We start from the raw sequence: 22,349 nt of genomic DNA, 5'->3' as shown, positions 1-22,349 counted from the left end.
AAATGTTTTGTTATATTTACAGAGGTTGATTCAATAAATTTGCAGAAGGAACTATAATGATAATTTTCTTAAAATGGGTAAGAACAATGATGAGTTAAATAGAATGAGAAGTTATTCATCAATATTTTCAAGTACTTACTTCAAAAGATTACTTAAAAATAATGATTATTCATTCATTAATGATAAGATAGTGCACTACGACAAAAATGTTGTAGGGAAAAGAATAAATACTTACAATGATTATATTCGTTTTGTTTACGGAGAACTAAGAAAAAACTATAGGAATGAGTATGTGTATAAAAATACTTTTATAAATGAGTTAGTGCTTAATAAATATGGTTTGTCTGATACTAATGTAATTAATGAGTTTAGGGTAGGGAATTCTGTTGCTGACATAGTGATGTTTAACGGGACGAGTAAAGCTTTTGAGATAAAAACAGAGTTGGATTCTAATAAAAGACTAAGAGGTCAACTTTCAGATTACAGAAAAATTTTTAAAGAATCATACATTATTACACATGAAAATCTAGCAGAAAAGTATTTAAAAGAAGATGATAGTGTAGGTGTTATAGTGTTAAGACAAACGCAAAGGGCACTAAAAATGATTGAGATTAGGAAGGCTAAAATCAATAATAAAATATGTCCTAATACAGTAATGCAAGTTGTTAGGACAAATGAGTACAAAAATATAGTAAAAGAGTATTTTGGCGTGCTTCCAGAAATGAATAGTTTCAATATGTTTTCTATATGTGAAGAGATGATTGAAAGAATTCCTCAAAAGGATTTGGATAAGCTTTTTATAAGTGAATTAAAGAAAAGAAAAACTAATACAAGTAGAATAAAAATATATCAAAAAGAATTAAAGCAATTGGGCTTAGCTATGAATTTAAACGATGTTAAATATTCAAAATTACTAGAAGTATTAAATGAACCAATAAAATTGTAATTAATGTATTATCCGTATCTTAGAGGTCGGCAGTTTGAGCTGATTGCATTGAGAGAGTATGCAGAATGTAAAGGAGAAAATAATAATATAACTCCAATTATTGAACCAGTTAAAAAAACATTTAATAGTTTAAAATTAGCTTTACCTAAGCTTTTAAAAAACAATGTAAATTTTGCTCTGGTTTTGAATCCTAAAGTTGGAGATTTAGAGGGGACTATTAATGAAGTATATGGGGAAGAACTACAAGAAATGTTGTCTGATTTTTCAAAGTGGATTCCAACATTTATAGTTGAGAATGATTATGTTTTTCTTAAGGGTTATATTGAAAAAAGTGGTTTTGAAAATGTAATGATATTTTGTTCTGAAACAACAGATACAAATAATACTGATTTTAAAGCTTTAATATCTTTGAGTAATGTTGTTTATGTTGTGTCAGAAGATAACAGAACACTAAAAACTTTTGTTAGGTCGCTTGGTAAGAAAATCATTAGGCTTGACGATAAGTTTAAAGGAACGGTAAGGAATAGTGATTATCTCGATATGAAGGAGGAAAAGTTTACTGAAGAACATTATTATTATTTAGACGATAATTACGATGGTTTTTCTGATTACACTCCTTTAGTTAGTAGTTTTGTCGTAGGAGGTAGTGCTCCATATGCTGTAGCAATACATATTACGTATGCAAAAGCAGAGCAAGAAATATGGATAAGACATTTTACTTCATTCAGTAATACAGGTAGGGCAAATATTCAAGGTAAGTTTGCAGAAGCAGCAAAAAAAGCTGTTGACTTTTTAAATGAAAAAGGTATTCATACTCATGCTTCAGACGAATTGAGAGCGTATTATTCCGAAGCCAAATATCCAGGTTTAGGAATGTCAAAAAAGATAACTATAAAACATCATTTAGAAGTTATTAATAAAAATATAAGGCTATAAGTTAGTTATGATAATTTGTAGTAATTGTTTTGATGATTTAGAAGTTAAAAAATTTATTGAGTCTAACTCAAAAAACATTGATGATTGTAGTTACTGTGGGGAAACAAATTCTCTAGTTGTAAATTTAGATGAGCTTTTAGATTTTTTTTCTGAGTTTTTAGAGGTTTTTACTCTCGATGAAGAATTTGGATTGCCTGTTTTGGATTTAATTCATGAAGATTGGATGTTGTTTTCGGGAAAAACAGATTCCAAAAGACTTTTAGATGATATTTTAGAAAAAATTTCTTTTTTAGGAATTAAATCTTCTAATGTTTCAGTTGTTTATATAGAAGAGATTCAAGAAAGTGTAAATTATTGGGATGTTTTAAAAGATAATCTAAAGTGGGAAAGAAGATTTTTAACTGATGTTGATGAGATAATTGATTTAGGTTGGGATACTTTTTTTAGTATAGAAACAGGATTACAAAAAGATAAAATTTTATTTAGAGCAAGAATTCATAGCGTTGAAAATAACACTACTTATCCTCTTGAGAAAATGGGAAGTCCTCCTAAAGAGAATTCGACAAATGGGAGGGCAAATCCAGAAGGTATTCCTTATTTGTATCTTAGTGAAGATATTCAAACAACATTTTACGAAACTAGGGTGACTTATTTAGATGAGTTAAGTGTTGGTAGTTTTATGTTAAAAAAGGAGGAAAGTGTGTTTTTGGTTGATTTTACTGATTATAGTAGTCCTTTTCTAAGTATGGGGGATATGGTTAATAATGCTAAATCAAGATTGTTGCAAAGAAAAATTAGCTTTGATTTGTCAAAACCTATTAGGAGGTATGATTCTCAATTAGAGTATTTGCCTACTCAATTTATATGTGAGTTTATTAGGTATGTAACTGGTGCAGATGGTATTGTGTTTGATAGCTCATTACATGAAGGAGGGGTTAATTATGTGATATTTTCAAAAGAAAAATTTGAATGTGTTGGAGTAAAGAAGTATCATATTAATTCAATTAATATAGAAGGAGTTGTGGAAAATGAAGCTTTACCAAAATTTTAATAATTCCTTTTTGTTCTAAAATTAATTTAATTAGCACCTAAAAGCTAATAAACCATAAATGGCTCAAATAGATTGGTAAATTAAGTCCTACCGCTCTATTTGGGCTTTTTTTATGAGTTTTAGCTAGTTTTTGCATGCGCTCTTAGTAATACGTGTATATCTAATTAATAGGTAAAACACAATGTTTTAATCAAATTGTGGCTGGAAATTTTTAAAAACTAAATATTGTAGTGTCATTTTGAAACAGTAGTGCTTTTTGGTAAAAACAAAATATTTTAAAAAAAGTGTGCTAAAATAGTTTACTTCGGGAGATTCTTACGTATTTATAATTGTAGATGTAATTATAATCTGTCTTGTATGGAGTAGTTGCATCTCGTTATTAAATAAAATGAAAGAATTTGATAAAGTAAATGATTTTTTAAAAAAGATAAAAAAAGGAAAAAGTACATTATATCGTTTTTATAGAAAAAATGAAGATTTGTTCTTAGAAACTAAAAAGAAAAGAAATAAAAGATTAATTCCTGTTGAGCATGCAAAGTATTTTGATAGTGAAATATTGCATGATGAAAATAAATTACTAGTTCAGCAAAATGGTTGCATGAAGAACTTAATTAATTGTTTAGTAGATAAAGATAGTTTACAACGTAGGTTATGGATGATGGATTGGTCATTTTTCGCTACGGTGGCATATAAAGCGGAACGTAATCAAAAATCATGTTTTAAAATGATGCATGCTGTTTATGATTTATTAATTGAAAAATATGGTGATGATACTTCAGTTCGATTGTTTTTTACTACAGAACCGTTTGCAAATCGAGAGGGGTATCATAATCATTTTGTGTTGTATGTTGAAAATGTAAAATTACGAGAGCAAGTAATTGAAGAAATAAAACAATTTTTTAGTTTTGATAGGTTAGATTTTAGCGTTTACGATAAATTCAAGGCGGGAATGTTCTATCTAGCAAAAGAAGGTTTGGTTAATGAAGATTGGGATATTTTAGGAAATAATTTAAAAAATGAAAATTTAAGCAATGAGATTAAAGGTAACGATACAGCAATATAAAATGTTAAAGCAAATTGATGTTTTAAAAGAAAATTCAAGTAAAATTAGAATGAGTGTAGATACTTTAAAAAAGATGTTAAAATCATAGTGTGCTAAATTTAGATTATAGTTATATTGTGTAACACTAAAATTATTTTAAATAATGGTTTCGTTGAAAAACAACTGTACTAAATATGTCTACCCTATATTTGGTACAGTTGTTTTTATTTTCTATCTTTGATGTAGATAATTTATTAGTATGAAAGCAAGATATAATAGAGTAAGTACAGCAAATCAAAGTTTGGAAAGACAGCTAGCAAAACAAAATCCAGATGAGGTTCTTTATAATGATATTGTATCTGGTTCGGTTGCATTTAACGAGCGTTTAAAAGGAAAAGAATTACTTAATGATATACTAGCTAAAAAAGTAAATTATGTATCTGTTAGTTCAATAGATAGATTAGGTCGTAACTTAATGGATATTTTAGAAACGTTAGAATTATGCAATAAAAACGGTGTTACGATAAAAGTTGATAATTTAGGAATAGAATCTATGGTGGATGGAAAGATAAACCAAGTTTTTAAGTTAATTATATCAGTATTAGGAAATGTTGCAGAAATGGAGCGTGATAATATATTAGAGAGGCAGCGTGAGGGTATTGCAATAGCTAAAGCTAAAGGTGTTTATAAAGGACGTGAGCGTGGTTCTGTTGAGTCAGATGAAGATGTCTTGTTGAAATATAAAGGTGTTGTTAAGTTGCTAAAAGAAGGTTATTCAATACGTAAAACAGCTAAGTTGGAAGATGTTTCACATGGTACAGTTCAAAAAGTAAGAAAGATTTTGAATAAATAGGTTGCACTTTTAAAAATAAAATGTGAACTTTGAGTAAGTTGATTAGGGATTTGTTGTGATGGTAACTAAAAAACAAACGAATAATCAATTTAGTATGCGGTGATGCGATAATTTTAAGCCAAAGTGGCGATACACCGAAAATAAAAAGTTGCAAAATAATATTTTTAGAAGCATGAATCCGCTATTGAATAGTAAACAGGTGATGCAATTACTAAATATAAAAAGTCCCACAACATTAATTAAGTACGAAAAAGAAGGTGTAATTAAGGTTACAAGGAGGTTGGGAAATAGAAAGAGGTATTCAAAAAAAGATATAGAACGATTTCTAGGTAATTAAATTAAATACAAAAGGAAGCATATTTGTTTCCTTTTTTTATAAATAGTTTTAACGCTGTAAATGACGCTGTAAAATAAAAAACTCTTAATAATCATCTGACTATTAAGAGTTTGTGTTTTTAATGGTGGTGCCTCCAGGAATCGAACCAGGGACACAAGGATTTTCAGTCCTTTGCTCTACCAACTGAGCTAAGGCACCAGTCTGCTTTTAAAAGTAACATCTTTAAAATAAAACTCGCAACTTGCGCTACGAGTTTTATTGTGGTGCCTCCAGGAATCGAACCAGGGACACAAGGATTTTCAGTCCTTTGCTCTACCAACTGAGCTAAGGCACCAGTTGCTACTTTCGTTAAGCGGATGCAAATATACAATCGTTTTTTAATTATACAAAGTAAAAACTTTAAAAAAATGTACCGTAAATTTACAAGCTCTAAGAAATGAAATATGAACCTAATTATTGATGTAGGCAATACAAGAGTTAAAGTAGCTGTTTTTGAATTAGATACTGTTAAAGAAATTTTTGTTTTTGATAAAGCAGAAATACTTTCAGAAGTAAAAAAAATAATTTCAATTTTTTCAATTACTAGTAGTATTGTATCATCCGTAGCCCATTTTACAGAAGAAGAAAGGCAAGAAATAGCAGAGCTTTTAAATCCGATTTTTTTAGATTCTACTACAAACGTTCCGTTTAAAAACAATTATAAAACTCCTAAAACATTAGGAGTAGATAGAATTGCATTAGCTTCTGCAGCGGTTAACAAGTATCCTAACAAAAACGTATTGGTGATTGATGCAGGAACTTGTATTACTTATGATTTTATTACGAAAAAAGGTGAGTATTTAGGAGGGGCAATCTCTCCGGGTATTCAAATGAGGTACAAAGCGTTACATGAATTTACCGCTAAATTACCATTGTTGGAACCTAATGAACTTCAAAATTTTATTGGAGTTGATACCAATACTTCAATACATTCGGGCGTTATTAATGGAGTTTCTAATGAAATAGACGGAATAATTAAACAATATCAAAAAAAGTATCAAGAATTAACAGTAGTTTTAACAGGAGGGGATACATATTTTTTGTCAAAACAATTAAAAAGTGTCATATTTGCCCATCCAAATTTTGTTTTGGAAGGATTACATACTATTTTGATACACAACTTAGCGAATGATTAAGAGATTTATATTAGGAGTTTTTGTATTTACTACATCAGCAATATTAGCGCAAAGAAACAGCGCTTCACCATACTCTTACTTTGGTATAGGAGAAAATTTTGAAGCAGTAACAGTAGAGCAAGCTTCTATGGGAGGAATTGGTGTTGCAACGAAAAATAATCATCACTTAAATTTTATAAACCCAGCAGCAAATGCCGATTTAAGAGCAGCAACTTATGCAATTGGTGGTAGCTTAACATTTTTAACCGTAAAAGAAGGAAACGAATCTCAAACAGGAAATTCTACGAATTTGAGATATATTTCTCTTGGTTTTCCTGTTGGAAAAAAAGCAGGTTTTTCGGTTGGTTTACAACCTTTTTCTTCAGTAGGATATTCACTGATAGATAAAGAAAATACAGAAGATGTTACTGTGTTTTCTGGTGAAGGAGGAGCTAATAAAATCTATGCGAGCTATGGTATTTACGCATACAAAGGTTTGTCGTTAGGTGTTGAAGCAGGTTTTGTTTTCGGAAATATAGAGAATAATGTTTTTAATAAAAGAGCAGATGTAGTGTTAGCTACCTCGCACGAAGAATCTTTTAATGTAAGAGGAGGACAGTTTAAATTAGGAGCTCAATATAAAACCGAACTAAAAAATAAGTTACAGTTATCTACCGGAGCATCGTTTACCTTATCTTCTGATTTATCAGTAAAAGGAAACGAAAGAATGTATTCTATTTCAGAAGATGATGGGGAAATTAAAGATGTATTATTTGATAGACCTTTAAATGGAAATATTAATGTACCATTGAAAAGCGTGTATGGTTTTGGTATAGGAAAAGAGAATAAATGGTATGTAGAAGTAAATCAACAATACCAAAGTGCTCTAGGAAGTAATAGTATATTTATTACTGATGGTCAATCTCACAAATACGACGACTCAAGTAAATTTGCTATAGGAGGATATTTTATTCCAAAAGTAAATTCGATTACTAGTTATTGGGATAGAGTAACTTATAGGGCAGGTTTACGTTTTGAAGATACAGGATTGTTAGTGAAAACAACAGATAATTTTGAGCCAGTAAAAGACTTTGGCATAAATGTTGGATTAGGATTGCCATTGCCAAGACAATTATCAAACTTAAACGTAGGATTTGAGTATGGGCAAAGAGGAACAACTAACAATAACTTAATAAAAGAGAACTACTTTAACGTAAGATTAAGTTTATCTTTGAACAGTATTAAATGGTTCCACAAAACACGAATAGATTAACAAAAACCGATAATGATGAAAAAAATTACGTATTTACTAACAGGATTATTTTTGTTTGTAGCCGTAAATGGAGCAAAAGCACAAGCAAGTCAAGAGTGTCATATTAAATACAACCTTTTTAAAGGAGATGTAACAACAAAAAAATATGAACAATCAAAACCTAATTTAGAGTATTTGTTAGATAACTGTGCCGGTTTATCTATTAACATATATAAGTACGGAGTTAAAGTAGCAGAGAATTTAAAAGATCCTGTATTAGCTAAAAAAGTATATGAAACAAGATTAGCAAACTTTCCAGATGCAGATCCTGCTAAAGCACATAGTGACTATGCTGAGTTCTTAATAGATAACAAATTAGCATCAGACGAAGAGGTTTTTGAAATCTTGAAAAAAGCGTATGACATTTCTCCTAAAGATATGGGTGTTAAAAATATCTTCAGATATTTTGAAGCTATAGCAGAGAAGTATCAAGATACTGAGCCTCAAAAAGTATTTGACACGTATGATGACGTAATGGAGTCTGTAGGTGAAAAATTAGAAGATTACAGTAAGAAGATAGCAAAGTTACAAGAGAAAGATTCTTTAGGAACTATTACTTCTAGAGAAAAGAAAAACTTAAGAGCTTATACAATTAACTCATCTTCTTTAGGTCAAGTAGAAGGTGGTTTAGATGCTAAAATTTCTAAAATAGCTACTTGTGAAAGATTAATTCCAATCTATACAAGAGACTTTGAATCTAAAAAAACTGATGGAGTTTGGTTAAAAAGAGCGGTATCAAGAATGTATAACAAAGAGTGTACTGCAGATCCGTTATTTGAAAAATTAGCTAACGAGTACGCTAAAGTAACGCAATCTGCTGATGCTTATAACTTCTTAGCAGGTGTATTAGCTAAACATGGAGATAATAGTGGAGCTGCTGAAATGAGAAAGAAAGCTTTCGATTTAGAAACAGATCCGTTTAAAAAGGCTAAGTACAAGTTAAGAGAAGCACAAAGTGCTAGCGGAAGTAGAGCAAGAGCTTTAGCTTACGAAGCTTTAAAGTACAATCCAAACATGGGTAAAGCATATTTATTCATTGCAAGTTTATATCAAAGAAGTGCAAACTCTTGTGGTAGTGATGAGTTCGAAAAAAGAATGGTATATGTAGCTGCTTTAAACAAAGCGGTTAAAGCTAATCAAGTAGATCCAGGATGTGGTGCAGGAAGATATATTTCAAGTTATAAAAAGAATGTACCATCTAAAAAATTAGTTTTCCAAAAAGGTTTAGCTTCAGGAGCAAGCTATAGAGTAGGATGTTGGATTGGAGAAACTGTTCGTGTACCTTAATAAACTGTAATGCTTAAAAAAGCAAAACATATATATAATAGCATTGCTACCATTTGTTTGGTGGCAATGTTTTTTTCTTGTACCAACTCTAAAAAGGAAGTACGAGATTTTTTAGCTGATAAAAATCTACCAGTAGGTTCTGCAATAGATATTTATCATGTGCATAAAGATTCAGGAAGAATAACCTCTAAAACAAAGGCTCCTGTTTTTTATGATTTTTCAAATAGAAAAGAGCATCCGTATAAAGAATTTCCTAAAGGAATAGAAATAACTACAATTGACAAAACAGGAACCGATTCTACTACTATTTCAGGAAATTACGCATTAACGTACGACAAAACTAAGGTGTCTGAAATTAGAGGAAATGTGGTAATCACCAATCATTCAAAACAAACAAAACTAGAAACCAATCAGTTGTTTTGGGATCAAGAAGAGCATTATTTCTTTACTGAAGATGGTTTTCGTTTTACCACGCCAGAAAGTGTTATTAATGGCTACGGATTTGAATCAAACGAAAGTTTAACCAAATGGATGGCTAAGGATATTACGGGAGATATAGAAACAACACAAAAAGATATATAATGAACACACTTTGGAAATATTTACAATACGGATACCTTGTTGTAGGAATCATCTTTTTTGTTGAAGGAATTTTAAAATGGAATTCAGATAAAGAGCAAGCATTTATTATGTTTGGTTTTGCTATCTTTATCATATTAATCTTCTTCTTTAAACGACACTTTAGAAGAAAAGTACAAGAAAGAAATAAACAACGTTAATGCAACCCGAGCTCGTCATTATTTTTGTGTCTATACTGTTTTCTGCCTTTTTTTCAGGTATGGAAATAGCTTTTATATCTGCAAATAAACTTCATATAGAGTTAGAGAAGAAAAGAGAAGGGATTGTGCCTCGAATTTTATCAAGACTAACCGAAAAATCTTCCAAATTTATCACCACTATGCTCGTGGGGAATAATGTAGCTTTAGTAGTGTATAGTTACTTTATGGGAGAGTTGTTAATGGGATGGTTTCAATCTTTTTTACCATCTGATTATACTATAGTAAATTATGTGTTGTCTGATGTTAGTTTACTTACTCAAACCCTTATTTCAACAATAATTATATTAGTTACAGCAGAGTTTTTGCCTAAAGCTATTTTTAGAATTTATGCGAATGAAATTTTAAAATTCTTTGCGGTACCAGCCTATATTTTTTACGTGTTTTTTTACGGAGTTACTTGGGTAATTACTAAAATTTCAGATTTCTGCTTGCGTGTTTTCTTCCGAACAAAAGAAGACGAAATTCAAACAGAATTTAGTAAAGAGGAATTAGGAAATTACATTTCTGAGCAATTAGATGCTGGTAACGACGAAGAAGAAGTAGATTCTGAAATACAAATCTTTCAAAATGCCTTAGAATTTCATAAGGTAAAAGCACGCGAAATAATGGTGCCAAGAACAGAAATTGTAGCTGTAGATTTACATGAATCTGTAAGTAACCTTAAAAAAATGTTTATTGAGTCTGGTTTGTCAAAAATACTTGTCTATAAAAATTCACTAGATGATATTTTAGGCTATGTAAATGCTTTTGAATTGTTTAAAAAGCCAAATTCTATCAAATCTATTTTGTTGCCAGTAGAGTTCGTGCCAGAATCTATGATTATAAATGATGTACTAAACGGGTTGATTAAAAAACGAAAAAGTATCGCAGTAGTTGTTGATGAATATGGAGGAACTTCAGGAATTATTACGGTTGAAGATATTGTTGAAGAACTGTTTGGAGAAATAGAAGATGAGCACGATACCCAGCAACTGTTAGAAGAAAAAATTAGCGAAAACGAATACAACTTTTCAGCACGTTTAGAAGTAGATTATCTAAACGAAGAGTACGGTTTAAATATTCCTAAAGAAGAAGCCTATGAAACTTTAGGAGGTTTTATTTTAAATTATACCGAAACGATTCCGCAGCAAGATGAAGTTTTACATATCGAAAACTTTGAAATTAAAATTTTAAAAGTAAGTGCTACAAAAATTAACGACATTTACTTTAAGGTAAACAATAAAAGAGATTAACAAATCCTTGTTTCTCTAGAGAAGTCCCTCAAAAACAGCATAAAAAAACATTGCATTATATACTTTGAAATTGTATTTTCGCAAACTGTTAATAAAATAAACGACGTATGGCAATTTTATCGAAAATTAGAGAACGCTCAATGTTCTTAATTCTTGTAATTGGTTTAGCACTTTTTGCTTTTGTATTAGACCCTTCTACAATCTCAGACTTTTTTAGCGCAAGTAAAGTAAACGAAATAGGTGAAGTTAATGGCGAAGCCATTTCTCGTCAAGAGTTTGCTGAAGCTTTAGATGCTTATAAAGCACAAACGGGTAATAGCGTTTCTGAAATGCAGGCGGCTAAAGTGGTTTGGAATAACTTAATTCGTCAAAAAATTTACGAAAAGCAATTAGAAGAAGCAGGAATCACAGTAGGTGAAGCTGATATTATGAATGCTTTATACGAAACTCCTGTTGTACAAGGTGATCCAAGATTTGCAACTTCGGGTATTTTCGATAAAAACAAGTTAAAAGAACATTTAGCTACTATTAAAGAAGAAAATGGTCAAGAGTGGGCTGCATGGCAAAGCTATATGGCTTCGTTAAAAAGCAACATAGAAAAAAACACGTACGATAAATTAGTAGCTGCTGGTTTAGGAGCTTCTTTAAAAGAAGGAGAAGCACAATACCTAATAGAAAATACTAAGGTTACAGGAAAGTATGTTTACGTACCATACACAACAATAGCTGATAGTTTAATCACATTAAAGAAAAGTGATGTTCAAAACTATATCAACAAACATCAAGATGCTTTTCAAGTAGAAGCTTCAAGAGATATTAACTTTGTGAAGTTTGCTATTGCGCCTACGGCGGAAGATGAAGAAGTTATCAAAACAGAAGTAGCAAATTTAATTGAAGATTCAGAAGTAAATAATACTCCAGTAAAAGGGTTAAAAAACACTACTAATTACCACGAATTTTTAGAAGAAAATAATTCAGATTTAGGTTTAGATACAAACTACAAATTTAAAGTTCAGGTTCCTCAAGTAATTGCAGAGGATATTTTTAACGGAAAAGAAGGAGATGTATTCGGACCATACAAAGATGCTGGATTCTTTAAGTTATCTAAAATTACTGAAGTAAAACAATTACCAGATTCTGCTCAAGCAAGTCATATTTTAATTCCTTTTATAGGTGCTGCAGCTGCTGATGAAACAGTAGTTCAAACAGAAGAAGAAGCTAAGCAAACAGCAGATAGTTTATTAGCAGTGGTTAAAGCAAATAAATCTAAGTTTGCTGATTTAGCTAAAGAAATGTCATCTGACAAAGGTTCTGCTGAAAAAGGTGGATTCTACGATTGGTTTGCTTACAACAGAATGGTGCCTTCTTTCAGAGATTTCGTTTTTGAAGGAAAAACAGGAGATATGGGAGTAGTAAAGTCTCAATTCGGATTCCACGTAATTAAAATTGATGGACAAAAGAACTTCCAACCAGTTGTGAAATTAGCTACTTACGGACGTAAGATTGAAGCTTCAGAAGAAACTGAAGATGCTGTATTCCAAACGGCTGAAACATTCGCATTAGAATTAGCAAACGGAAAAGCTTTTGAAGAAGCTGTAAAAGAGAAAAATTTAACTTCATTGCCAGCGGTAGGATTAAAATCATTAGATGAAAACGTACCAGGTGTAGGTAATGAAAGACAAATTATTACTTGGGCTTTTGAACCAGAAACTGAAGAAGGAAGCTACAAGCGCTTTGATGTTGAAGGAGGATATATCGTAGCGGTATTAACAGCTAAAACAGCTAAAGGTTTAATGCCAGTTGATAAGGCAATTGCTACTGTTCGTCCTATTTTAACAAACGAAAGAAAAGCTAAGATGATTGAAGCTAAGATGAGCGGATCTACTTTAGAAGAAATCGCTAAATCTGCAAGTCAATCAGTAAGAGTTGCTACCGATGTAAACTTGCAATCACCAACTATTTCTGGTGTAGGATTTGAGCCTAAAGTAGTAGGAGCAATGATTAACGCTAAAGAAAATGAAGTGGTTAAAAACGTAGCAGGAGATAAAGGTGTATTTGCTTTTGTAGTCGAAAAGAGAGAAGAGCCAACTGCATTACCTAACTACGATACTTTTAGAAAGCGTATCGCTGCTGAAAGACAGAACAAAGGATTCCAAATGTATGAGGCGGTTAAAAAAGCGTCTGATATTGAAGATAACATGAGTTCTTTCTACGGAATTCAATAAGAAATAACGTCATAACAATAAAAAAATCCCGAACTAAATTAGTTCGGGATTTTTTATTTATATGTTCCAGTCTTCTACTATTTTCCATTTTTTAGTTTTTGTATTTCTCTCAAAAGCCGTTCCATAAGGGGCAAGTAGGTTAATTTCTATATCGGGGTCTAGTTTGATTACAGTTTCATAGCTAACTGGAACAGTATTTTGAGGGTTATTTAAATACTCTTCAGATTCAGTACCCGAAAATATTCTCCAACCAGAATCTATATCTAACTCCGCCTTTTCTCGATACATCCAATAGGGTAACTCTTTATCGTCTAGAATTTTTTTAGTAATTAAAATTCCTCTTGTATCCATGTTGCCTAATTTTTAACTAAACTAACTTAATTAAAACAAAAAAGCAACCTCGTTTGAGGTTGCTTTTTAAAGTATATTTAAAGCTTTTTATTAAGCATTTAATGGTTTTCCATCCCAAGCTGCTTTCGCTGCTTCTTTTACAGCTTCAGAGTATGTTGGGTGTCCATGGCAAATACGAGCTAAATCTTCCGCAGAAGCTCTGTATTCCATTGCTACGGCTGCTTCCATAATTAAGTCAGCAACACGAGCACCTACCATGTGAACCCCTAATACTTCATCAGTATTTTTATCCGCTAAAACTTTTACAAATCCGTCTAAGTCTCCACTTGCACGAGAACGTCCTAATGCACGCATAGAGAATTTTCCAACTTTATAATCTACTTTAGCTTCTTTTAATTCGTCTTCTGTTTTACCAACAGCCGCAACTTCTGGCCATGTATAAACAATTCCAGGAATTAAGTTATAATCGATATGAGGTTTTTGTCCAGCTAAATATTCAGCAACCACAACACCTTCTTCTTCCGCTTTATGCGCTAACATAGCTCCACGAACTACATCACCAATTGCATAAATGTTAGAAACGTTAGTTTGTAAATGATCGTTAACTTCAACCATTCCTCTTTCAGTAACTTTTACACCCGCTTTTTCTAAAGCTAATCCTTCAGTATACGGACGACGACCTACTGAAACTAAACAGTAATCACCAGTAAAAGTAACCTCTTCACCTTTTTTATTAGTAGCTTTTACTACAACCTCGTCACCATTTCTTTCAACAGAAGTAACTCCATGGCTAGCATTAATTTTCATTCCTTGTTTCTTTAAAACTTTAGTCAGTTCTTTAGAAACATCTTTATCCATGGTTGGAGTAATTGTTGGAGCGTACTCGATAACAGTTACCTCAGCACCTAAACGCTTGTAAACAGAACCTAACTCTAAACCAATAACACCACCACCAATAACTAATAAGTGCTTAGGAACTTCAGGAAGTTTTAAAGCTTCTGTAGAAGTAATTACACGCTCTTTATCAATAGTAATAAATGGTAAAGAAGATGGTTTAGAACCAGTAGCTATAATAATGTTAGTACCTTCAATTACTTCTTCAGTACCATCATTTTTAGTGATTTTTACGTGCGTAGCATCTTCAAAAGATCCTAAACCTTCGTAAACTTCAATATTATTTTTGTCCATTAAATATTTGATACCTCCTGTAGTAGTTTCTACTACATTTGCTTTACGAGCTACCATTTTTCCGAAGTCAAAAGAAGGTTTCTCTACAGAGATACCATGCTCTTCGAAATGATTTACTGCATCATAGTAATGGTGCGAAGAATCTAATAAAGCTTTTGAAGGAATACATCCAACATTTAAACAAGTTCCACCTAAAGTCGAGTATTTTTCAATGATAGCAACTTTAGAACCTAATTGAGCGGCTCTGATAGCAGCGATATATCCTCCTGGACCAGAACCAATAACGATTAAATCGTATTTCATGAGTTGTGTTTTATTATTTCATCTATTTATATTGCACAATGTCCGTTACCAATAGTTTAACTATTTATGTTGATGTTGAACATTGTTTGCAATTGCCCATTTTGGGCTTTCGTAAAAATGAAGTACAAAAGTACAATTATTTGTCGATAAAATTAGTTTTCATATCTTTAAAACTTAAACGCATTGTATGAAAATTTTTAAAAAAATCATCGGAGTTTTATTACTACTGTTAGTAATCGCACAATTTTTTCAACCAGAAAAAAATGAAGGGGAAATTACTTCTGTTCAGTCTTTTATAGAAGAAACCAAGCCAAATGATGCAGTGCATAAAATTTTAAAAACTGCATGTTTTGATTGTCATAGTAATTCAACACGTTATCCTTGGTATAGTAGTATTACGCCTGTGAATTATTGGTTGGCAGATCATATAAATCATGGAAAAGAAGAATTGAATTTTTCTGAATGGGCTACTTATTCTTTAAAAAGAAAGGAACATAAAATGAAAGAGGTTTGGGAAGAAGTTGAAAAAGGAAAAATGCCGTTAGATTCATATACTTGGACACATGCCGATGCTCGTTTGTCTAAAGAAGAAGTACAACAAATCACAGAGTGGGCAAAAAGCGTTCAAAATAACTACCAAACGCAATTAGCGGACTAAATTAATGCAACAACTTTTAATTATTGGGTATGTTTGGGTAGAAAAAACAACAGGAGCTGGTAACCGAATGCTACAGCTAATCAATGTTTTTAAAAACCATAATTATACCATTACTTTTGCTACACCAGCTCAAAAAACCGAAAACTCTTTAAACTTAGCTGAATTAGGTATAGAAGAGAAGTCGATTGAATTGAATTCAAGTTCTTTTGATGATTTTGTTAAGGAACTTCAACCTGATGTAGTGTTGTTCGATCGTTTTATGATGGAAGAGCAATTCGGTTGGCGTGTAGCAGAATACTGCCCGAAAGCTTTGCGAATTTTAGATACAGAAGATTTACATTTTTTACGAAAAGTACGTCATCAACAATTAAAAAAAGGCACGGAGTTTTCTAACGAAGCTTTATTGAAATCTGATGAAGCAAAACGAGAAATAGCTGCTATTTTACGTTGTGATATAAGTTTGATCATTTCAACTTATGAAATTCAATTGCTAAAAGAAGTTTTTAAGATTGATGAAGCTTTGTTGTATCATTTACCTTTTTTGTTGAATAAGATTGATGATAAAGTTATTGAAAGTTGGAAACCTTTTGAAGAACGAGCGCATTTTGTATTTGTAGGTAATTTTTTTCATGCACCAAATGTTGATGCTGTATTACAATTAAAAACAATATGGAAATACATCAGAAAAAAATTACCCGATGCTGAATTGCATATTTACGGAGCTTATGTTACGCAACAAATTCAACAATTACATAAACCCAAAGAAGGATTTATCGTTAAAGGTTTTGCAGAAGATGCGCTCGAAGTAGTTAAAAATGCTAGAGTAGTGTTAGCGCCCATCCGTTTTGGTGCAGGAATAAAAGGAAAATTAACTGAAGCTATGGAATGTGGAACGCCAAGTGTAACTAGTTCAATAGGAGCTGAAGGAATGCATGAAGATTTACCTTGGAACGGATTTATAGAGGATGATTTTGAGAAGTTTGCTAACAAAGCTATAGAGTTATATACTTATGATATCCTTTGGAAAAAGTATCAACAAAAAGGTGTAGAGATTATTAATTCACTGTACGATAAAGTCGTGTTAGAGATTTCTTTTATGAAGAGCGTAAAAAAAATCCAAGAAAACCTTAATGTACATCGTACACAAAATTTTCTTGGAAGTTTGTTACAGCATCAAACCCTACAAGCCACAAAGTTTATGAGCAAATGGATTGAAGAGAAGAATAAGTAATTATTTTAATAATCCAGCACGTTTTAATAAAGCATCTGGTTTTGGTTCTCTTCCTCTAAAACGTTTGTATAATTCCATAGGCTCTTCGGTTCCGCCTTTAGATAATACATTGTTTTTGAATTTATCCGCAATCTCCTTATTAAAAATACCTTCTTCTTTAAAATATTCAAAAGCATCGGCATCTAAAACCTCTGCCCATTTATAAGAATAATATCCAGCAGAGTATCCACCTTGAAAAATATGAGAAAAAGAAGTGCTCATGCAGTTTTCAGCTACATCAGGATATAATTGAGTGCTTTCAAAAGCATTCGTTTCAAACTCTTTTACATCAGCAATAGTTTCAGGAGAATTCCCAGAGTGCCAAGACATATCTAATAATCCGAAACTTAATTGACGCAAGGTTTGCATTCCTTCATTGAAACTCGCAGATTCTTTAATTTTTTCAACATATTCCATAGGAATAACCTCTCCTGTTTCATAATGTTTTGCAAATAATTCCAGCGCTTCTTTTTCGTAACACCAGTTTTCTAAAACTTGACTAGGTAGCTCAACAAAATCCCAAGAAACTGAAGTTCCTGATAAGCTTTTGTAAGTAGTATTAGCCAGCATTCCGTGTAAAGCATGACCAAATTCGTGGAATAGGGTAGTAACTTCGTTAAAAGTTAATAAAGAAGGCTTAGTTTGCGTAGGTTTGGTAAAATTACAAACGATAGAGACTTGAGGTCTTTCGTTAACTCCATTACTAATATATTGTGATTTGTATGAAGTCATCCACGCACCATTACGTTTTCCTGGTCTCGGATGAAAATCAGCATATAAGTAAGAAACAAAATTTCCGTCCGTATCTTTTACAGCGTAGGTTTTAACATCTTCATGATACTTATCAATAGTGTTAATTTCTTCAAATTGTAAACCAAAAAGCTTGTTAGACACAGTAAAAACCCCGTCGATTACATTTTCCAACTTAAAATATGGCTTCAATAGCTCTTGATCTAAATTGAATAATTTTTTCTTTAGTTTTTCAGAGTAATAAGCACCATCCCATTTTTGTAATTGACCTATTCCGTCAAGTTCTTTTGCAAATTCTGCTAAATTTTTAAACTCACGTTGTGCAGCAGGTTTGGCTTTCTCTAATAACTCATGTAAAAACTCCATAACTTTTTCAGGCGTTTCTGCCATACGCTCTTCTAATACAAAATGAGCGTGGGTTTTATAACCTAATAGGTTGGCACGTTTGTGGCGTAAGGTTACAATATCTTTTACAATTTGCTCATTATTGTATTCATTTTGTTGAAATCCCTTCTTACCAAAAACTATTGCTAACTTTTTTCTCAATTCTCTATTATCAGCATAGGTCATAAAAGGAATATAGCTTGGGTAATCTAAGGTAATCATCCAACCTTCTTTACCTTTCGAGTTCGCAAGTTCTTTAGCAGCTTCTTTAGCGCTTTCAGGCAACCCTGCTAAATCATCTTCATTGGTAATTAATAATTCAAAGGCATTGGTTTCAGCCAATACATGCTCTCCAAACTGTAACGATAATTTTGCTAACTCAGCATCAATTTTGCGAAGCTCAGTTTTATCAGTTTCATTTAAATTTGCTCCATTACGTGCAAAACTTTTGTATTGCTTATCTAACAACATTTCTTGCTCAGGAGTCAAGTTTAAATCAGGCAATTGATCGTATACAGTTTTTACACGTTTAAATAACCCCTCATTTAAAATCATGTCGTTTCTAAACTCACTTAACCAAGGTGAAATATCTTTTGCTATTTCTTGAATTTCTTTATTGGTTTCTGCGGAGTTTAAATTAAAGAAAATAGAAGTAGCTCTATCTAATTTGCTACCAGCATTGTCTAATGAAACTAGTGTGTTTTCAAAAGTTGGAGTTTCAGAATTTTTAACAATAGCATTAATTTCATCTTTAGCTATTTGTATAGCTTCTTTTATAGCAGGCTTATAATTTTCTTCTTTAATTTGAGAAAAAGGAGGCGTATTAAAATCTTGTAAAAGTGGATTCTTAGTCATAAAAAATTAGGTTTAAAATTGAAGAAACCTCACAAAGGTATTCTGTGAGGTTTACTTTTTATAGTACTAAAATACTATTATTTTTTTACTCTTTCTGAAGCCTGTTCAACTTTCAGTTTAAGTCCTTCTTTGTAAGTGATAATTTTGTCTAGGACACATTTGTCAGAAGCACCAATAATTTGCGCTGCTAAGATTCCTGCATTTTTAGCTCCGTCTAAAGCTACAGTTGCAACAGGAACACCACCTGGCATTTGAAGGATAGATAAAACAGAATCCCAACCATCGATAGAGTTTCTGCTTTTTACAGGAACTCCAATTACTGGTAACGGACTCATACTAGCTACCATTCCTGGTAAATGTGCAGCACCTCCAGCACCAGCAACTATAACTTGTACTCCGCGTTTGTGCGCATTGTTAGCGTAATCGAATAATTTTTCAGGAGTTCTGTGTGCAGATACGATATCTACTTCAACTTGAATATCAAAACTCTCTAAAATATCAATTGCTTCTTGCATAATTGGAAGATCAGAATCGCTTCCCATGATAATTCCTACCATAAATTTATGTTTTTGTCATCTCGAACGTAGTCGAGAGGTTATTTTGCTATTACCTTAATGGTTTCTTTTACTTGTTGAGCGACTTTTCTCGCCTCATTTATATCTTCATTCACAATAGTTACATGTCCCATTTTACGGAAAGGTTTGGTTGTCTTTTTTCCGTAGATGTGAGGAGTAACTCCGTCAATCTTTAAAATCTCTTCAATATTTTCGTATACGACATCACCAGTATAGCCTTCTGCACCTACTAAATTTACCATAATTCCAGCTACTTTACTTTCGGTATTGCCTAAAGGAAGGTTTAAAATACTACGTAAATGTTGTTCAAATTGACTAGTATAACTTGCTTCAATAGAATAATGCCCTGAATTATGAGTTCTTGGAGCTACTTCGTTTACTAAGATTTGATCATCTTCAGTTTGAAACATTTCTACCGCAAGTAAACCTACAAACCCAAAAGCATCCGCTACTTTTAATGCTATTTCACGTGCTTTTAGAGCAATAGTATCTTCAATTCTTGCAGGACAAATTACATATTCTACTTGGTTTGCTTCTGGATGAAATTCCATTTCTACAACAGGATAGGTTTTGGTTTCTCCGTTAGCATTTCTGGCAACAATAACTGCCAGTTCATTTTTAAAAGGAATTAGTTTTTCAGAAATACACTCTCCTGTAGGTAGTCCTTTTAAATCGTTAATTGAACGAACTATTTTTACACCATTTCCATCGTAGCCAAATCTTGCCGATTTCCATACAAAAGGAAAGGTAATAGCTTCGTTACTAATTGAGTGTTTTAATTCTTCTAAGGAAGTAAAGCGAGAAAAAGGAGCTGTTGGAATTCCCTTGTCGTGATAAAACACTTTTTGATGTGCTTTGTTTTGAATAGTTCTTAAGTTCTTCGGCTTAGGAAAAATAGTTAATCCTTCAGCTTCCAAAGCATCTAAGGCGTCAATATTTACGTTTTCAATTTCTATAGTAAGTACATCTACTTTTTTTCCGAAGTTGTAAACAGTATCATAGTCTAATAAATCTCCTTGATGAAATTCATTGCAAATTTGAGCACAAGGTGCATCGGTATTACTATCTAAAATAACAGTATAGATGTCAAATTTTTGCGTTTCGGCAAGTAACATTCTTCCTAACTGACCGCCTCCTAGAACGCCCAATTTAAAGTTTGAAGAAAAATAATTTTTCACGATAAATGTGTTAGTTGTGTTGTAGCTGCAAAAATAAGAATCTAATTCTTAGTACAAATGGTATTAACTAGATATTCTTAGTTGAGAATTACTAATTTGAGTAACAAAATACATAAATGCATGACAACCTTCACCATCTAAAGGAGCTCCATCAGAAATATAGCTATATTTTTTGTCATCACAAGGACATATAATTTCTACTCCGTTAAATGTCATTAAAGAATTACAATTTCTTTCAGGACACTGTTGGTCAAAAGCTCTAAAGTTATTTCCAATTCTAAAAATATACACATTTCTTCCTTGAAGAACTGTTTCAACTGTACCGCCAGCTGTTAGTAGACTTTGGTATTCAGGTAATGTTAAATCGACAATAGTATTTACTTGTAAGCCTAAAAAACAGTTACTTGTGCGAGTGTTCTCGCTACAGCTGAAACAAATTATAACAAAAAATAAGTAAAAGAATTTTTTCATTGTTTTAGTACAGAGTTGATATCATAACGTGACGAAGTTACAAATATTTTGTACATTTGTGTAACAATCTCATTCCTTCGGGCGTGGGATTTTTAAATTTAACCCACAGGGTTTTAGGAAGAAAGGTTAAATGCTTCTTGGCTAAATGTTGAGTAAAGCATATAGGATTTTGTTTATAATTTAAATAAAGGAGAAAAGATGAGTAATGTATCATATTATACGGAGGAAGGATTAAAAAAGCTTAAGGAAGAATTAGCGCAATTAGAACAAGTTGAAAGACCAAGAGTTTCTCAAGAAATTGCTGATGCTCGCGATAAAGGAGATTTAAGTGAGAATGCTGAATACCATGCAGCAAAAGAAGAGCAATCGCTGTTAGAAACAAAAATTGCAAAACTAAAAAATGTGGTAGCAAACGCTCGTGTTGTAGACGAGAGTCAGTTAGATACATCTAAGATTTTAATTCATTCAATTGTTAAAATTAAAAATACTACTAACGGCATGGAGTTTACCTATACTTTAGTGGCTGATAGTGAGAGTGATGTAAGAAACGGAAAATTATCTGTAAACTCACCAATAGGTAAAGGTTTGTTAGGTAAAAAAGTAGGTGAGGTAGCTGAAATTCAAGTTCCTAATGGAATAATGAAATTTGAAATTGTTGAAATTTCTAGATAGATTTTTTAAAATAATTATAGTTAAAGCGTTGCTTATGCAACGCTTTATTTATTTTTACTAAACACAAAAAAACAGCATAAAATGGCAAGTATTTTTACAAAAATAATCAACGGAGAAATTCCATCCTATAAAATAGCAGAAGACGATAACTATTTTGCTTTTTTAGATATTAATCCTAATGTTAAAGGACATACCTTGGTAATTCCGAAACGAGAAGAAAATAAATTATTCGATTTATCGAAAGAAGAGTATGATGGATTAATGTCTTTTTCATACAGAGTAGCAAAAGCGATTGAAAAAGCAATTCCTTGCGAACGTATAGGAATGAGTGTAATTGGTTTAGAAGTACCGCATGTACATGTACATTTAATTCCGTTACATACGATGGAAGATATTCGATTTACAAAGAAAGAAAAATTAACGAATGAAGAGTTTGTAGCAGTTGCAGAAGGAATTGCTAAGAATTTTGAGTAATAACAA

General features: G+C 31.9%; 23 protein-coding genes and 2 tRNA genes. 17 read left to right on the top strand and 8 right to left on the bottom strand.

Going from position 1 to position 22,349, the window contains the following annotated elements; all coding sequences use genetic code 11:
- Window positions 1–73: 73 nt before the first annotated feature.
- The 6 genes from ACR9ES_RS05925 (at window position 74) to ACR9ES_RS05900 (ending at window position 5,165) form a co-directional block, all read left to right on the top strand.
- Entirely contained in the window at window positions 74–946 is an 873-nt protein-coding gene (locus tag ACR9ES_RS05925) for a sce7726 family protein (protein ID WP_435255459.1), read from the top strand.
- A 3-nt stretch (window positions 947–949) separates the two neighbouring features.
- The gene (locus tag ACR9ES_RS05920; protein WP_435255458.1) at window positions 950–1,882 is read left to right on the top strand and encodes a sce7725 family protein; all 933 of its coding nucleotides are present in this window, start codon (window positions 950–952) and stop codon (window positions 1,880–1,882) included.
- A gap of 7 nt (window positions 1,883–1,889) precedes the next feature.
- Entirely contained in the window at window positions 1,890–2,933 is a 1,044-nt protein-coding gene (locus tag ACR9ES_RS05915; RefSeq protein ID WP_435255457.1) for an RES domain-containing protein, read from the top strand.
- Between the two features lie 388 nt (window positions 2,934–3,321).
- Window positions 3,322–3,996 carry a hypothetical protein gene (locus ACR9ES_RS05910; protein WP_435255456.1) on the top strand — a complete coding sequence of 225 codons (675 nt, stop codon included), beginning with the start codon at window positions 3,322–3,324 and terminating at the stop codon, window positions 3,994–3,996.
- Between the two features lie 238 nt (window positions 3,997–4,234).
- Window positions 4,235–4,828 (top strand): recombinase family protein, encoded by a 594-nt coding sequence (locus ACR9ES_RS05905; RefSeq protein ID WP_435255455.1) that lies wholly within the window; start codon window positions 4,235–4,237, stop codon window positions 4,826–4,828.
- Between the two features lie 172 nt (window positions 4,829–5,000).
- Complete coding sequence (locus tag ACR9ES_RS05900; protein WP_435255628.1) at window positions 5,001–5,165, top strand: helix-turn-helix domain-containing protein; 165 nt, start codon at window positions 5,001–5,003, stop codon at window positions 5,163–5,165.
- A gap of 122 nt (window positions 5,166–5,287) precedes the next feature.
- Here ACR9ES_RS05900 and ACR9ES_RS05895 read toward each other — a convergent pair.
- Window positions 5,288–5,363: transfer RNA gene (locus ACR9ES_RS05895), tRNA-Phe, on the bottom strand.
- Window positions 5,364–5,426: 63 nt separating this feature from the next.
- Window positions 5,427–5,499 (bottom strand) — tRNA-Phe (locus tag ACR9ES_RS05890).
- Window positions 5,500–5,608: 109 nt separating this feature from the next.
- On the opposite strand from ACR9ES_RS05890, the gene ACR9ES_RS05885 reads away from it, so the two are divergent.
- The 7 genes from ACR9ES_RS05885 to ACR9ES_RS05855 all read left to right on the top strand — a co-directional run bounded on the left by ACR9ES_RS05885 (window position 5,609) and on the right by ACR9ES_RS05855 (window position 13,214).
- Entirely contained in the window at window positions 5,609–6,340 is a 732-nt protein-coding gene (locus ACR9ES_RS05885; RefSeq protein WP_435255454.1) for a type III pantothenate kinase, read from the top strand.
- The gene (locus tag ACR9ES_RS05880; protein WP_435255453.1) at window positions 6,333–7,592 is read left to right on the top strand and encodes a hypothetical protein; all 1,260 of its coding nucleotides are present in this window, start codon (window positions 6,333–6,335) and stop codon (window positions 7,590–7,592) included. Before ACR9ES_RS05885 ends, ACR9ES_RS05880 begins: the two co-directional genes overlap by 8 nt.
- 15 nt (window positions 7,593–7,607) lie before the next feature.
- Entirely contained in the window at window positions 7,608–8,918 is a 1,311-nt protein-coding gene (locus ACR9ES_RS05875) for a tetratricopeptide repeat protein (protein ID WP_435255452.1), read from the top strand.
- 9 nt (window positions 8,919–8,927) lie between these two features.
- Entirely contained in the window at window positions 8,928–9,500 is a 573-nt protein-coding gene (gene lptC, locus ACR9ES_RS05870) for an LPS export ABC transporter periplasmic protein LptC (protein WP_435255451.1), read from the top strand.
- The gene (locus ACR9ES_RS05865; protein ID WP_028890542.1) at window positions 9,500–9,697 is read left to right on the top strand and encodes a hypothetical protein; all 198 of its coding nucleotides are present in this window, start codon (window positions 9,500–9,502) and stop codon (window positions 9,695–9,697) included. The genes lptC and ACR9ES_RS05865 overlap by 1 nt, the downstream gene beginning before the upstream one ends.
- Window positions 9,697–10,989, top strand: a complete 1,293-nt coding sequence (locus tag ACR9ES_RS05860) for a hemolysin family protein (protein ID WP_298998944.1) — start codon at window positions 9,697–9,699, stop codon at window positions 10,987–10,989. The genes ACR9ES_RS05865 and ACR9ES_RS05860 overlap by 1 nt, the downstream gene beginning before the upstream one ends.
- A gap of 107 nt (window positions 10,990–11,096) precedes the next feature.
- The gene (locus ACR9ES_RS05855; RefSeq protein ID WP_435255450.1) at window positions 11,097–13,214 is read left to right on the top strand and encodes a peptidylprolyl isomerase; all 2,118 of its coding nucleotides are present in this window, start codon (window positions 11,097–11,099) and stop codon (window positions 13,212–13,214) included.
- Between the two features lie 57 nt (window positions 13,215–13,271).
- On the opposite strand, the gene ACR9ES_RS05850 is transcribed toward ACR9ES_RS05855, so the two are convergent.
- The gene (locus tag ACR9ES_RS05850; protein WP_435255449.1) at window positions 13,272–13,565 is read right to left on the bottom strand and encodes a DUF2185 domain-containing protein; all 294 of its coding nucleotides are present in this window, start codon (window positions 13,563–13,565) and stop codon (window positions 13,272–13,274) included.
- Between the two features lie 90 nt (window positions 13,566–13,655).
- Window positions 13,656–15,056: a dihydrolipoyl dehydrogenase gene (gene lpdA / locus ACR9ES_RS05845; protein ID WP_435255448.1), complete on the bottom strand. Its 1,401-nt coding sequence runs from the start codon at window positions 15,054–15,056 to the stop codon at window positions 13,656–13,658.
- A 187-nt stretch (window positions 15,057–15,243) separates the two neighbouring features.
- Between lpdA and ACR9ES_RS05840 the strand changes: the two genes are divergently transcribed.
- Both ACR9ES_RS05840 and ACR9ES_RS05835 read left to right on the top strand, forming a co-directional pair.
- The gene (locus ACR9ES_RS05840) at window positions 15,244–15,714 is read left to right on the top strand and encodes a heme-binding domain-containing protein (RefSeq protein ID WP_435255447.1); all 471 of its coding nucleotides are present in this window, start codon (window positions 15,244–15,246) and stop codon (window positions 15,712–15,714) included.
- A gap of 4 nt (window positions 15,715–15,718) precedes the next feature.
- A complete protein-coding gene (locus tag ACR9ES_RS05835; RefSeq protein ID WP_435255446.1) occupies window positions 15,719–16,945 on the top strand; it encodes a glycosyltransferase in 1,227 nt (408 codons plus the stop codon).
- Here the strand turns inward: ACR9ES_RS05835 and ACR9ES_RS05830 are convergent, their stop codons facing one another.
- From ACR9ES_RS05830 to ACR9ES_RS05815, 4 genes are all read right to left on the bottom strand, one after another.
- Complete coding sequence (locus ACR9ES_RS05830) at window positions 16,946–18,973, bottom strand: M3 family metallopeptidase (protein ID WP_435255445.1); 2,028 nt, start codon at window positions 18,971–18,973, stop codon at window positions 16,946–16,948.
- Between the two features lie 77 nt (window positions 18,974–19,050).
- Window positions 19,051–19,530: a 5-(carboxyamino)imidazole ribonucleotide mutase gene (gene purE / locus ACR9ES_RS05825; RefSeq protein ID WP_435255444.1), complete on the bottom strand. Its 480-nt coding sequence runs from the start codon at window positions 19,528–19,530 to the stop codon at window positions 19,051–19,053.
- Between the two features lie 38 nt (window positions 19,531–19,568).
- Window positions 19,569–20,726: a 5-(carboxyamino)imidazole ribonucleotide synthase gene (locus ACR9ES_RS05820; protein WP_435255443.1), complete on the bottom strand. Its 1,158-nt coding sequence runs from the start codon at window positions 20,724–20,726 to the stop codon at window positions 19,569–19,571.
- Window positions 20,727–20,789: 63 nt separating this feature from the next.
- The gene (locus ACR9ES_RS05815; protein ID WP_299009417.1) at window positions 20,790–21,197 is read right to left on the bottom strand and encodes a Rieske (2Fe-2S) protein; all 408 of its coding nucleotides are present in this window, start codon (window positions 21,195–21,197) and stop codon (window positions 20,790–20,792) included.
- Window positions 21,198–21,395: 198 nt separating this feature from the next.
- Between ACR9ES_RS05815 and greA the strand changes: the two genes are divergently transcribed.
- Both greA and ACR9ES_RS05805 read left to right on the top strand, forming a co-directional pair.
- Window positions 21,396–21,869: a transcription elongation factor GreA gene (greA, locus tag ACR9ES_RS05810; protein ID WP_274634670.1), complete on the top strand. Its 474-nt coding sequence runs from the start codon at window positions 21,396–21,398 to the stop codon at window positions 21,867–21,869.
- 81 nt (window positions 21,870–21,950) lie between these two features.
- Entirely contained in the window at window positions 21,951–22,343 is a 393-nt protein-coding gene (locus ACR9ES_RS05805; RefSeq protein ID WP_435255442.1) for an HIT family protein, read from the top strand.
- The last annotated feature ends 6 nt before the right edge of the window (window positions 22,344–22,349 follow it).

The organism is Tenacibaculum sp. A30 (assembly GCF_051200845.1).
Lineage (GTDB): Bacteria > Bacteroidota > Bacteroidia > Flavobacteriales > Flavobacteriaceae > Polaribacter.
The sequence above is the reverse complement of the archived record's forward strand: the minus strand, read 5'-3'. Positions and strand labels throughout refer to the sequence as shown.